We start from the raw sequence: 13,104 nt of genomic DNA on the forward strand, positions 1-13,104 counted from the left end.
TGCATCGTGAAAGTTTTCAGGAAAATCGGGAGTTTTAGGCATGACATTAACGGGATGAACAACAGGCTATTTAAAGTATAAAGGCAATCGCAGAATTCGTGACATATTTTGAAAATGAAATTGGTATTACTCGCATTATAGCGGTGGATAGGATTAATCAGGATAATCTCAGGATCAATGTATCGGGATTTGCTACCTTTGAAGGTGATGTGAATGTTCAGAGTTTAAAAACTGACATCAGCGATTGTGCAAGGGCTGAAATTTCTGGTGATGCAAAAACACACAACATAAATATTTCGGATCACGGGTTTTTGAAGGCTGGAAATCTAAGAACGTCACAAAGCACAGCAGAGATAATATCATCAGGTAAGGCAGAAGTTTCTTGTGAGGAACGTCTTAATGCATCCGTGTCCTCGTTTGGAAGGCTTGAATATCGCGGGCAGCCAATGGTTGATGCGAAAGTTTCCGATTTAGGGAAAGTGGTGCCATTGGCTCCACTTTCCTGAATGGGAAGGTAGCCCACTGTTGTGATTGGTTTTGGCAAACCAACGCTGCTATTTTTGATGCTTTGTGCTCCACCGTTAGACGAGGTCCTCTTGGTTTGCTGATTAATGCCCATGACCTATTGCAAGACCGGCTGTTAAAAGCCGATGAAGCTATTAAGGCCTGTAGAAATATTTTGAACAGAACTGATCGTAAATGGGGGTGAAGAGGTCTATTTCAGCGTCCATGAAGGGGGCTATTGAACGCTGAAATAGCCCGTTTGACGTTAACAATGCTATTTTTCCAGCTTTGATATTCGCCTCTTACCCTACAGGTAACGGTTCTTCTATTTCCCCTTCTTTCTTTACCAGTAGCAGGGAAGCAACAGAGAGTACTCCGCAACCAGCCATAACGGCTGCCATGGGTATAGCAGTACCATCATGAAGATAGCCTACCAGTGCAGAGGCAATACCTCCCATCGTAAAACGCAGTGCTCCTGCCAGAGCATTTGCAGAACCCGCTGATTTTGGAAAGTGAGACAGGGCCAAGGCATTGGAGTTTGGGCCTGTGAAGCCAATACAGGCGATATAGCAGGCAATTGGGATCATTAGACCGGGCAGACTGCCAAAGTCGGTGACTGTGTTGAGTAAGAGCAGGAGAGCAGAGACTGCTGCAATTAAACTGCCAGCTCGAAGGATCGTAAACAGTTTGAATTGTTCAACCAGGCGGATATTCACCATATTGGTGACTCCCATGGCCAGGATATTAATGGCAAAGAGAAGCCCATACTGTTCAGCGGGTATGCCAAACAGCTCGATGTACACGAAGGGAGAGCCGGAAATAAACGCAAACATGCCACCAAAGAAAAAGGCATGGCAAAGGATACAACCAATCGCTTCCCGGTTTTTCAGGATGTTGGAGTAGTTCAGTGCCAGCTGTATTGGAGAAACCATAAGTCGATCTTCATCTGGCAGTGTCTCCTTGACCCGGAAAAATGCCAGAATTAATGACAGGCAGGCGGTAATTGCCAGAAAGATAAACAGGCTCTGCCAGCCAAAGAACTTGAGAATCTGTCCACCCATAAGAGGTGCAGCCAATGGCGCCACGGTCATGACCATAAGAATGGACGACAGTGCTTTTGCCACCTGTTCCCTGGGGAATAAGTCCCGAATCATGGCTGGAATGGTAACCATGATTGCCGCTCCGGCCATCGCCTGCAGTACCCGCACAATAATCAGCTGGGTGGCATTGGTGCACAGTGCAGCAAGAATATTGGTCAGAATATAGAAGATGATTCCGGGGAACATGACCGTTCTGCGGCCAAATCGATCCGATAAGGGACCATAAACCAACTGGCTGATCGCAAAGCCAATGGTATAGGCGCTCAGTGTGTACTGTATCCGGCTAAGAGGCTCACCCATGCTTTTAGCGATGGCTGGCATGGCTGGTAAATAAAGGTCAATGGCTAAAGGCCCAAGGGCTGTCAGGGCCCCAAGGGTAAGAATCAGGAATAAGCGTTCACTCCTGTCCATGGTTGAAGTTGTCATTTTTCAGGCTCATATTTTCGGGCAGCCAAGAGCCTTCCTATAGGCTTCAAGAAGATTTTTCGTCCCGAAATGGCGGTGGCTGCATTTACATAAAAATTGTGTGATAGCCAGTACTTCTGACTTAAGAGCCGAACCGCTGTAGTGCCTTTTGATATGTACGACACTGGTGTGTCATTTGTGAGGGAGAGTCTTGTCCGCTAAATCCAGGAGTTAATAGCGAAGAAGGTGGCTACATCGATTTATAGTTTATACGGCTATTAACAATTCTTTCATAAAAGCCATAAGTGATAAATAGATGAGTACACTGGTACAAATAGTACTTACCAAGAATTTACACCTTAGTAATGCCTAGATCGGTATTCGCTAAAGAAAACGGCAATAGACTTACGTCTATCGCCGTTTTTGATGAGGTGGGCTTTGTTGATTGATTAGTCGAGCAGTTCTTCTGCTGCAGCGACAATGTTCTCAACGGTAAAGCCAAAGTATGGGAACAGGTCTTCAGCCGGGGCGGACTCACCGTAGGTGGTCATGCCAATAATACGACCATCCAGTCCAACGTACTTGTACCAGAAGTCTGCAGCCGCTGCTTCAATGGCAATGCGTGAAGGTACTTCCAGAGGAAGAACAGACTGCTTGTACTCGGCGTCCTGGGCATCAAATACATCCGTAGATGGCATGGATACAACACGTACTTTACGCCCCTGTTCAGAGAGTGCTGCTTCGGCGTTCATGGCCAGTTCAACTTCTGAACCGGTGGCAATCAGAATCAGCTCTGGAGTGCCTTCGCAATCTTTCAGAATGTATCCACCACGCTCTACCTGGGCTAGCTGCTCATTGGTTCTTGCCATGCATGGCAGGCCCTGACGGGAGAAGATAAGTGCACTTGGGCCATCAATACGTTCAATGGCGTGCTTCCAGGCCACGGCTGATTCAACCGTATCGCATGGGCGCCAGGCGTTCATGTTTGGTGTCATGCGCAGGCTGGCAATTTGCTCAATAGGCTGGTGGGTTGGACCATCTTCACCCAGGCCGATGGAGTCATGGGTGTAAACCAGAATAGAGCGCTGCTTCATCAGAGCGGCCATGCGAACGGCGTTACAGGCGTATTCCATGAAGACCAGGAAGGTTGCTCCGTAAGGAATAAAGCCACCGTGCAGGGCAATACCATTCATCATGGCGGTCATGCCGAACTCACGAACACCGTAGAACAGGTAGTTGCCATCAGCGTCTTCACGCTTAATGCCTTTGGAGCCACTCCAGAGAGTCAGGTTGGAACCGGCCAGATCTGCAGAACCACCCAGCAGTTCAGGAAGCATTGGGCCGTAAGCGTTCAGGGTATTCTGGGATGCTTTGCGGCTGGCGACTTTTTCACCTTCCTGCTGGCAGGACTTGATGTAAGCAGAGGATTTTTCCGCAAAGTCAGAAGGCAGTTCACCTTTCTGGCGACGAGTAAATTCAGCGGCGAGTTCAGGGTATTCAGCCTGGTAGGCAGAAAATTTCTCGTTCCAGGAAGTTTCTTTTGCTGCTCCGGCCTCTTTGGCATTCCACTGACTGTAGATATCTGAAGGTACTTCAAAAGAGTCGTAGTTCCAGCCGAGACGCTCACGGGTCAGCTTGATTTCTTCATCGCCCAGTGGCGCGCCGTGACAGTCTTCCTTACCTTCTTTATTCGGTGAGCCAAAGCCAATGATGGTCTTGCAGCAGATCAGCGTTGGCTTATCTTTTTCTGCACGGGCGGATTCAATAGCCGCTTTAATGGCTTCAGCATCGTGACCATCAACAGCAGGAATGACATGCCAGTTATAAGCTTCAAAACGCTTGACCGTATCGTCGGTGAACCAGCCTTCCACTTCACCATCAATGGAGATGCCGTTGTCATCGTAAAATGCGATCAGTTTGCCCAGCCCGAGGGTGCCTGCCAGTGAGCATACTTCGTGGGAAATCCCTTCCATCATGCAGCCATCACCCATGAAGGCATAGGTGTAGTGGTCAACAATATCATGGCCAGGTTTGTTAAACTGGGCGGCCAGCGCTTTCTCTGCAGCGGCCATGCCTACTGCGTTAGCGATACCCTGACCCAGAGGGCCTGTCGTGGTTTCAATGCCTGGCGCATAGCCGTACTCGGGGTGACCTGCGGTTTTTGAGTGCAGTTGGCGGAAGTTTTTCAGATCCTCAATGCTTAAATCGTACCCGGTCAGGTGCAGCAGAGAGTAGATCAGCATGGAGCCGTGGCCATTCGACAAAATAAACCGGTCACGATCGACCCACTCAGGATTGGTGGGGTTATGGTTCATGTAGTCGCGCCAAAGTACTTCAGCAATATCCGCCATACCCATTGGGGCGCCGGGGTGACCGGATTTGGCTTTTTGTACGGCGTCCATGCTGAGGGCGCGGATGGCATTGGCAAGCTCACGACGTGAGGACATGGGAATCTTTGCTCCTGGGAATCCAGTCTGTTTAAATTCGTGCGCTATTTTAAAGCCTTCACGCACAAACTTAAAACAATATGCACAGTTACGTTACAAGCTCTTCAGTATTTGCATGGTCATAAACGGATTTATGGGGGCTGATAAACAACCGTTTCCAGCACAAATAGACTTCGTATACATGGTTATTGAGATAACCCTCTAGAGATCCGTTCGTTCGTGATAGTGTCTTCCAAGATGCTTGATAGCGACCAGCCACAGGGCGATGGCCAGTATAAAAGCCCCGGCCAGCCAGGACATGGCAAGGCTTAGTGAACCAAAAAGTGTGATTAAGATCTGTTGAAAAAAAGAGCTGCCTGATTTGCCAACACGGCTAACCACTAACTCAATTGCCGCTTTTCCTTTGTACTTTCGCTCAGCATCAAGAGGAACAAAGGTAATTTCCTTGGTTGCATCAAACAGAGTATATTTTGCCGACTTTCCAAGGGCATGACAGTACATGCCTATCTGTAAGCCGATCATGGGCAGGTCAACACAACATATGCCGAAAAAGCTGATCTGCGACTTCTGGAACATGGCCAGCAGAAAAAAAGGAAGAGCAGTTGCTGTTAGAATGATTGGCGTAGCGAAAGCGGCAGCCCACCAGCTGATGTTTAACAGGGTTGGTGTTAACAGGCCGCATATGAGACTGCCTATGCCATTAATCAAGGCAACCTTTCCCATAAACATCGAATAGTCAGCCTCACTGGGGTACTGCTGAACCAGTTGGCTTTTCCATGCCAGTTCCACCATATTAATGGCGACGCAATAAGCCAGCATAACCAGTGCAATGCTGGCCAGGTATGGGCAGCGCAACAGGTATCGTGCGCTGGCCATCAAAGGCAGGTTGGTTGTTGTGTGTGCCTGGTTGGCAGGATCGGCAAGCTTTTTCGGAGTTAATCGGTAGCAGTATTCATTAAGCAGCAGAATTAGCAGCCCAAAAAGCACGAACAGGAATGATAAGGTCTTAAGACTCTCCTGCCAGCCTGAACCAGGTGACAGGACTTCTCTGGAAACACAGTAGTAAAGCAGAGGGCCTGAAATAATGGATGCGCTGCTTCCGATCATCGTGATCAGGGGATATTGCCGGGTGGCACTCTTTGTATTGTGGAAATCATTTACGGCTGTCCAGAACAGGATGCAAATGACTGCAGACCCCCAGAGTTCCGCCAGAGCAAAGAACAGCGTCAGGGGCCAGTAATGCACCATGCCTACGATGAATTGAAGGTGTTCGGGGATGATCGGGGAGAGCAGGTCAAGAGCTGCTGTGGGGGCGAAAGACTCCAGGTTTGGATAAATAACCATGGAAAACAGCGGCATCCAGATCAGAAAAGGGGTTAATGCAACGGCAAAGAGAGTACGTTTACTGAGCCGGTTAGCCAGAAAACTGTAGGTTATTAAAAAAATGAAAGCGACAGGCATGACTACGCCCAGCTTGATGAAGGGAATGACTTCCGCTCCCAGTCGGGTGATTAACAAAGACTCTTTCAGATTCCAGAGTATGTCAAAATTGAAGATACAGCAGGACATCATGGCAATTTGCAGATAAAGCATTGAATTTGAATTGCCAGCAGCGTCCCTGAATAAAGTTTTAGTCATATGCAGCGTACTTTCCTACCTCCCGCTGTTACTTCCAAGTCCTGATGTTCAACAGGTTGCTTTGATTTGGGCGCAGAGAGTGCTGCATAAATATAGTGCAGAGATTAGATCTCTTGTGTCTATTGATTGTATATAAAAATATTTTGATATAGATTTTGGCTCTTGCTAAACTTCTCTGTTGGAATATCCCAGTAAATGAGTCAATGATTTACTGCGCCCCCTAGGTGATTGGAAAGGATGACTTGTGTTGACGGATGCTTTTGAGCAGCTGGCTGTGGTGAGCAAAGCCAGTGGCGATGTTCTGAGATTACAGATCCTGAGGGTCTTGAGCACAGAATCTCTCGGTGTGCTGGAGCTGAGTGGTGTGTTTGATATGCGTCAGCCAGCCATGAGTCATCATTTGAAGGTATTGTCTCAGGCAGGGCTAGTCTCCACCCGCAAAGAGGGGAACACGGTTTTTTATCGTCGGGCCCTGCCCCCATCTGCGGGGCATCTTGAAGGGGTGGTACGCTCTTTGCTTCAGGCTGTGGATGGTATACAGCTACCAGATGATCTTGCCGAGCGGCTGCAGGCTATTCGCCAGCAGCGATCCGAACTGTCTCAGGCATTCTTTGCCCGAAATACAGAAGAATTTCGTCAGCACCAGGAACTGATTGCAGAGCACCAGCTCTATGCTGAAACTGTAGCTGACCTTATTGCGGCTACGGACTTTCCTGAGCAGAGCCTTGCCCTTGAGCTTGGTCCTGGAGAGGGAAACTTTCTACCAACGCTCGCTTCGGTATTCAAGCTGGTCTACGCACTGGATAACTCGGAAAAAATGCTGAGTTACTCCCGGGAGCTGGCTAAGCAGCAAGGCATTGGCAATGTCTACTTTGTTCATGGAGAAATCCAGTCGCTGAGCAATATGACTGGCGCATTTGACTGTATCGTCATCAATATGGTGCTGCATCATGTTCCAAGCCCTGCTGACATCTTTAACTGGTCTTCCCGACTATTGAAGACTGGTGGGAGTCTCTTTATCAGTGAACTCAGTCATCATGACCAGGACTGGGTTCGAGATTCCTGTGGAGACCTGTGGCTTGGTTTCAGTGCAGAAGAGCTGGCTCAATGGGCGGATAAAGCGGGATTGATCAGCGGTGAATCCCAGTATCTGGGGTTGCGTAATGGTTTTCAAATCCAGGTCCGACGTTTCTTTCTTTCCGAGTAAACGATGATCTGGGCAACGCCTCACATCAAGAGCTTATTTTATGAAAAGACAGTTTCATAGAATTAAAGAGGCGTACTAAATTTTTTCAAGAGGGTAAAACGGCTATGTCTGAGTATTCGCTATTCACATCGGAGTCGGTATCTGAAGGGCATCCAGACAAAATTGCTGACCAGATTTCTGATGCCATTCTGGACGCTATCATCAAGGATGACCCAGAAGCACGCGTTGCTGTAGAAACCATGGTGAAAACCGGTATGGTGGTTGTCGCCGGTGAAGTTCGAACTTCGACCTATGTTGATATCGAAGAGTTGGTTCGCAACGTTGTCACAGGTATTGGTTACAACCATGGGGATCTGGGCTTTGATGGAGAATGTGTTGCGGTTCTGAATGCGATTGGTAAGCAGTCCCCGGACATTGCTGTTGGTGTTGATGAAACCGATGAGCACGAACAGGGCGCTGGTGATCAGGGCCTGATGTTTGGTTATGCCACCAATGAAACGCCTGTGCTGATGCCTGCCCCCATTTATTATGCGCATGAGCTGGTTAAGCGCCAGGCTCAGTTGCGTAAAAATGGCGTTTTACCCTGGTTGCGTCCTGATGCAAAGAGTCAGGTAACGATGCGTTACGACCAGAATGGTAAAGTTCAGAGTGTTGATGCTGTTGTGCTTTCTACCCAGCATTCTCCAGATGTCTCTCTGGATGAAATTCGCCGGGAAGTGCTGGAGCAGATTATCAAGCCTGTATTTCCGGAAGGTTGGCTCCATGAAGAGACCAAATATCATATTAACCCGACTGGTATTTTTGTGATTGGTGGTCCAGTTGGTGACTGCGGACTGACCGGGCGCAAAATTATTGTGGACACTTACGGCGGCATGGCTCGTCATGGTGGTGGTGCGTTCTCCGGTAAGGATCCGTCTAAGGTTGATCGCTCTGCAGCCTACGCTGGTCGTTATGTTGCCAAGAACATTGTTGCCGCAGGTTTGGCTGATCGTTGTGAAATCCAGGTTTCCTACGCCATTGGTGTTTCTGAGCCTACCTCTATTTCCATTAATACTTTTGGAACCGGTAAGGTATCAGATGATCGTATCGTTGAGCTGGTTCGGGAGTATTTTGATTTGCGTGCAGGTGGATTGGTGAAAATGCTGGATCTCAAGCGTCCAATCTATCAGGCCACAGCTGCATACGGCCACTTTGGCCGTGAAGAGGCTGAATTTACCTGGGAGCGCACCGACAAGGCGGAACAGATCCGCAAGGCTGCAGGCCTTTAATTTCCCTTCTTAAGGCAGCCAGTTGGCTGCCTTTTTTCTATAAGGTTTTTCTCGATACTAGTACCCCGTCTGCCTGCGTTGGCCTTGTTTGAAAGACCCCGGTATTCCTACACAAGACCACCTTGTATATGACTGCTTTACAAGCCACTGAACGTATCAAAGGCAGACAGGCGGGGTACTGGGAGCCTGTCGGAATTGGCCGACTGTAGCAAGAAGAAGTCCGGTTTGAGCCAGCATTTATGCTGATCTGAGGCGAATAGTGGTTCTATTTAACTAGAAGGCAGTATAAAAAATGGCTAAATCTGGCTTTTACACACGACTGTATGGATGCAGGAGCTGTTGCCAGTAGGTCAGTGGTAACACTCTCTCCGCTAATTCCTTTCTTCTGGATTTTCCTGCGTGTAAATAAATCTAATACAATTTATCTATATCAAAATTTATTGATATAGATTGTTGCCACTGCTAGACTTTACGATAATTCGGATAATACGCAGAGTGGGATACGGTTTATGAGTGCTAACCCTGATTTGACTGCTGATTTTCAAGGCTCCGCCACGACTCAGGACTATCGAGTAGCTGATATTTCCCTTGCGGACTGGGGAAGGCGTGAGATTCAGATTGCCGAAGGCGAAATGCCTGCTTTGATGGCGATTAGAGCCAAATACCGTGATCATCAGCCGCTGAAAGGCGCGAAGATCATGGGTTGCATTCATATGACCATCCAGACTGCTGTACTTATTGAAACCCTGGTGGAGCTTGGGGCTGCAGTACGCTGGTCTTCCTGTAACATTTTCTCGACTCAGGATCATGCTGCTGCGGCTATTGCTGCTGCGGGCATACCTGTGTTTGCCTGGAAGGGGGAGACAGAGGAAGAGTTCTGGTGGTGTATCGAGCAGACGATTCTCGATGGTGCAGGCAAGCCCTGGCATGCCAATATGGTATTGGATGACGGTGGTGACCTGACACTGCTATTACACGACAAGTACCCTGAACTTCTGGATAACATTCATGGCATTTCTGAAGAGACTACAACCGGAGTTCACCGGCTTCTGGAAATGCTGGAAAAAGGCACTCTGAAAGTACCAGCGATCAACGTCAATGATGCGGTTACCAAAAGTAAAAATGACAATAAGTATGGTTGCCGCCACTCTCTGAATGATGCCATCAAGCGGGCTACCGACCATCTGCTGGCGGGCAAGAAAGCTCTGGTTGTTGGTTACGGTGATGTAGGTAAAGGTTCTGCAGCCTCCCTTCGCCAGGAAGGTATGATTGTAAAGGTGACGGAAGTTGACCCGATCTGTGCCATGCAGGCCTGTATGGATGGCTTTGAGGTCGTTTCACCCTATATCAATGGCGCTAACGACGGTACTGAAGCTTCCATCAACAAGGCACTACTGGCCACCACTGATTTGCTGGTGACGACCACTGGTAACGTTCATGTCTGTGACCGCAATATGCTGAAGGCCCTGAAAAGTAGCTGTGTAGTTTGTAACATCGGACATTTCGATACCGAGATAGATACTCAGTTCATGCGGGATAACTGGGACTGGGAAGAGGTCAAGCCTCAGGTACACAAGATCATTCGGGATGGTTCTTCCAATGATCATCTGATACTGCTTTCCGAAGGGCGACTGGTTAATCTGGGTAATGCTACTGGACATCCGTCGCGTATCATGGACGGTTCTTTTGCCAACCAGGTTCTGGCTCAGATTCATCTTTTCGAGGCTGGATTTGCAAACCTGCCAGCAGATCAAAAGTCACAAAAACTGGCGGTAACTGTACTGCCAAAGAAATTGGATGAAGAAGTTGCTGCTTATATGGTGGAAGGTTTTGGTGGTGTCATAACACGGCTGACTCAAGACCAGGCTGACTACATCAACGTGCCCGTTGATGGTCCATTCAAGAGTAACGATTACAAATACTAAAAGTTTCTTTAGCTGGCTGGTGCCTTATCAGTCAGCTACTTCTGCTGGTGAATACCATGGCAAATACAATAACCAATAACACTCCTATCAGCTTTGAGTTCTTTCCTACCAAAACAGAAGAGGGTGCCCAGAAGCTTGAGCAGAATGCTCTCAATCTGGCCCGATACCAACCGGAATTTTTCTCGGTGACTTACGGGGCTGGTGGTTCAACACGTGATAGAACTCTTGAAACCGTGCTTTCTACTCAGAACCAAACTCGTATAGCGACGGCTCCGCATCTTTCCTGTGTTGGTGACTCCCGTGAGCAGATTAAAGAGTTACTGGACTTTTACCGTAATCAGGGAGTTGAGCGTATTGTTGCCCTGAGAGGCGATCTTCCTTCAGGTATGGGGCGTGACAGTGGCGAGCTGCGTTATGCCAATGAGCTTGTAGAGTTTATTCGGACTGAAACTGGAGATCACTTCCATATAGAGGTTGCCGCTTATCCGGAAGTTCACCCGCAGGCACCGAATATGGAAAAGGATCTTGCAAACTTCAAGCGTAAGGTGGATGCAGGTGTGAACTCGGCGATTACCCAATACTTCTTTAATGCTGACAGCTATTTCTATTTTTTGGAGCGTTCTCGCTCACTGGGAATTGATGTTCCTGTGATTCCCGGAATCATGCCGATTACCAACTATACCCGATTGGCTCGCTTTTCTGATGCCTGTGGTGCTGAGATCCCAAGATGGATTCGTAAGCAACTGGAAGCCTATGGTGATGATATCACCAGTATTAAAAAGTTTGGTGAAGAGGTGGTGACCCAGCTTTGTGAGAAGTTATTGGAAGGTGGTGCTCCGGGTTTGCACTTTTATACGCTTAATCAGGCAGCACCCTGTCAGAGTATCTGCGATAACCTCGGTATTTCTGCTTCCTGACTTTTTTTGCATCCATAGAGACCACAAAGTGAGCGGAAATTTTTTTTGCACGCTTTGTGGTCTCTGTAGTTAAGCGCTTATAATTCCTCTTTAATTACAATCTCTTCCTCTACATTACTCCCATGAGAAACCCTCGTATTTATTCAGAGCAGCCGCTTCAGGCTGACAGCTCCATCGAACTTTCAGAAAGTGCAGCCAATCATGTCGGTCGTGTTTTGCGAATGAGACCTAGAGAGCCCTTGGTTCTGTTTAATGGCCAAGGAGGGGCTTGGCAGGGAACAGTAGAGAGCGTTAGCAAAAAGTCGGTTACGGTGTATATCGAATCCTTTTTAGAGGGTGATGCGCAGTCTCCCTTGACTATCGAGCTTGGTCAGACTCTCAGCCGTGGTGAGCGTATGGATTATGCCATTCAGAAGGCAACGGAAGCAGGCGTAACATCGATTACCCCATTATGGAGTGAACGTTGTGAGGTGAAGCTGAATGCAGAGCGCTTGGACAAGCGGGTCAAACACTGGCAACAGGTAGCTATCAGTGCTTGTGAGCAGTGTGGCCGTAATATCGTACCGACAATACATATGCCCGTTAAGCTGGAAGATTGGCTCATCACTCGAGCTACTGAGTTGAACTTTGTGCTTCATCATCGAACCAGAGAGAAATTAAGTGGTTTTGAACAGCCAGGGTCGGTATCTCTGCTGATTGGCCCGGAGGGTGGCTTAACTGCTCAGGAAATTGAGTTGGCTGAGGGCTATCGTTTCAATCCACTGGCGCTAGGCCCCCGTGTTCTGAGAACGGAGACTGCACCCATAGTGGCTATTACCCTGATGCAATACCTCTGGGGAGATTATTAATAGTACCTACACGATCAGTATAAGTAGCGAAAGTAAATAGCTGGTCAGCTCGAGTAAAAGTCCTATAATTCGCCGTCCTTTTTTTAAGAGCTTTTGGTTATGAAAAGGCCGCTTTTCCAGGCTCTTTACTTATTTGTTCCCAAGCACGCGGCACATTCAGCTTTGGACTGTTTTGGAGTAAATGATTCATGAAAAAGGTGGCGATTAAAGCTCTGGCTGTTGCTGTTTTTGCAGCATCACTGACTGGCTGTATGGGGCAGATGGGCACCTCTGCTATGGTGACCAAGGCTAATCTGTCTGTTGTCGACAACCGTTACGGTCGTGCCGGACTGTTCATGCTGCTCAGCCCTGTTTACGGCATTGCAGCCACTGCAGACTTCTTCATCTTCAATACCATTGAGTTCTGGACCGGTACCAACCCGATTACTGGCAAGTCTCCAGCAGTTGTTGATATGCCTGTAGATGCTATCTTCAAGGTCAACCACAAGCTTGATAAGTCCATGACTGAAGTGCCTCTGGACAGTATTACGTCTGCTTCTTTCAAGCAGGTTGATGAGAATACTGTTGAAATGCAAGTGACTTACACTGACGGTAAGCAGGCTATTATGCGTGGTGAAAAGTCTGGTGAGGAAGTCATACCAATTGAATTTTCTAACTACTGTATAACTGCCCAATCACGGGAGCACAGACTGAACAGTCGACCAGCTTCGCTGCAAAGGTTATTCCAAGCTTCACAGCAACAATCTACAATATTTTCATAACCTGAAAATGCTTTGTTTGATAAGTCATGCTCCCGCATCCACTCCCATAGCCTTTCTGAGCTGTTTAACTCCGGTGCGAATGGT

The 13,104-nt window shown here is 48.0% G+C and carries 10 protein-coding genes; 7 read left to right on the plus strand and 3 right to left on the minus strand.

What is annotated here, in order from left to right:
- The first annotated feature begins 98 nt into the window (after positions 1–98).
- Positions 99–506 (plus strand): GIN domain-containing protein, encoded by a 408-nt coding sequence (locus AK963_RS18765; protein WP_066016970.1) that lies wholly within the window; start codon positions 99–101, stop codon positions 504–506.
- Between the two features lie 300 nt (positions 507–806).
- Here AK963_RS18765 and AK963_RS18770 read toward each other — a convergent pair whose 3' ends face one another.
- The 3 genes from AK963_RS18770 to AK963_RS18785 all read right to left on the minus strand — a co-directional run bounded on the left by AK963_RS18770 (position 807) and on the right by AK963_RS18785 (position 6,049).
- Entirely contained in the window at positions 807–2,030 is a 1,224-nt protein-coding gene (locus AK963_RS18770) for a Bcr/CflA family multidrug efflux MFS transporter (RefSeq protein WP_083232762.1), read from the minus strand.
- 428 nt (positions 2,031–2,458) lie between these two features.
- The gene (gene tkt / locus AK963_RS18775) at positions 2,459–4,456 is read right to left on the minus strand and encodes a transketolase (protein WP_066016971.1); all 1,998 of its coding nucleotides are present in this window, start codon (positions 4,454–4,456) and stop codon (positions 2,459–2,461) included.
- Positions 4,457–4,657: 201 nt separating this feature from the next.
- Positions 4,658–6,049: an Npt1/Npt2 family nucleotide transporter gene (locus AK963_RS18785; protein WP_066016973.1), complete on the minus strand. Its 1,392-nt coding sequence runs from the start codon at positions 6,047–6,049 to the stop codon at positions 4,658–4,660.
- 289 nt (positions 6,050–6,338) lie between these two features.
- Between AK963_RS18785 and AK963_RS18790 the strand changes: the two genes are divergently transcribed.
- The 6 genes from AK963_RS18790 (at position 6,339) to AK963_RS18815 (ending at position 13,020) form a co-directional block, all read left to right on the plus strand.
- On the plus strand, positions 6,339–7,301 hold the full coding sequence (locus AK963_RS18790) for an ArsR/SmtB family transcription factor (protein ID WP_238593778.1): 963 nt from the start codon (positions 6,339–6,341) through the stop codon (positions 7,299–7,301).
- Between the two features lie 104 nt (positions 7,302–7,405).
- Entirely contained in the window at positions 7,406–8,569 is a 1,164-nt protein-coding gene (gene metK, locus AK963_RS18795; RefSeq protein ID WP_066016974.1) for a methionine adenosyltransferase, read from the plus strand.
- Between the two features lie 509 nt (positions 8,570–9,078).
- Complete coding sequence (gene ahcY, locus AK963_RS18800) at positions 9,079–10,494, plus strand: adenosylhomocysteinase (RefSeq protein WP_066016975.1); 1,416 nt, start codon at positions 9,079–9,081, stop codon at positions 10,492–10,494.
- A gap of 56 nt (positions 10,495–10,550) precedes the next feature.
- Positions 10,551–11,411, plus strand: coding sequence for a methylenetetrahydrofolate reductase [NAD(P)H] (gene metF, locus AK963_RS18805; RefSeq protein ID WP_066016976.1), 861 nt, complete (start codon positions 10,551–10,553; stop codon positions 11,409–11,411).
- Positions 11,412–11,533: 122 nt separating this feature from the next.
- Positions 11,534–12,259 carry a 16S rRNA (uracil(1498)-N(3))-methyltransferase gene (locus tag AK963_RS18810; protein ID WP_066016977.1) on the plus strand — a complete coding sequence of 242 codons (726 nt, stop codon included), beginning with the start codon at positions 11,534–11,536 and terminating at the stop codon, positions 12,257–12,259.
- Positions 12,260–12,447: 188 nt separating this feature from the next.
- Positions 12,448–13,020, plus strand: coding sequence for a DUF3332 domain-containing protein (locus tag AK963_RS18815; RefSeq protein ID WP_066016978.1), 573 nt, complete (start codon positions 12,448–12,450; stop codon positions 13,018–13,020).
- Positions 13,021–13,104 lie beyond the last annotated feature (84 nt).

Origin of the sequence: Endozoicomonas atrinae (assembly GCF_001647025.1) — a bacterium.
Taxonomy (GTDB): Bacteria; Pseudomonadota; Gammaproteobacteria; order Pseudomonadales; family Endozoicomonadaceae; genus Endozoicomonas; species Endozoicomonas atrinae.

What these genes read in the sequence shown, in the direction of transcription:
- AK963_RS18770 (WP_083232762.1), bottom strand. Translation starts at nt 2,030, where the DNA reads ATGACAACTTCAACCATGGACAGGAGTGAACGCTTATTCCTGATTCTT.
- AK963_RS18815 (WP_066016978.1), top strand. Translation starts at nt 12,448, where the DNA reads ATGAAAAAGGTGGCGATTAAAGCTCTGGCTGTTGCTGTTTTTGCAGCA.
- tkt (WP_066016971.1), bottom strand. Translation starts at nt 4,456, where the DNA reads ATGTCCTCACGTCGTGAGCTTGCCAATGCCATCCGCGCCCTCAGCATG.
- metK (WP_066016974.1), top strand. Translation starts at nt 7,406, where the DNA reads ATGTCTGAGTATTCGCTATTCACATCGGAGTCGGTATCTGAAGGGCAT.
- ahcY (WP_066016975.1), top strand. Translation starts at nt 9,079, where the DNA reads ATGAGTGCTAACCCTGATTTGACTGCTGATTTTCAAGGCTCCGCCACG.
- AK963_RS18785 (WP_066016973.1), bottom strand. Translation starts at nt 6,049, where the DNA reads ATGCTTTATCTGCAAATTGCCATGATGTCCTGCTGTATCTTCAATTTT.
- metF (WP_066016976.1), top strand. Translation starts at nt 10,551, where the DNA reads ATGGCAAATACAATAACCAATAACACTCCTATCAGCTTTGAGTTCTTT.
- AK963_RS18810 (WP_066016977.1), top strand. Translation starts at nt 11,534, where the DNA reads ATGAGAAACCCTCGTATTTATTCAGAGCAGCCGCTTCAGGCTGACAGC.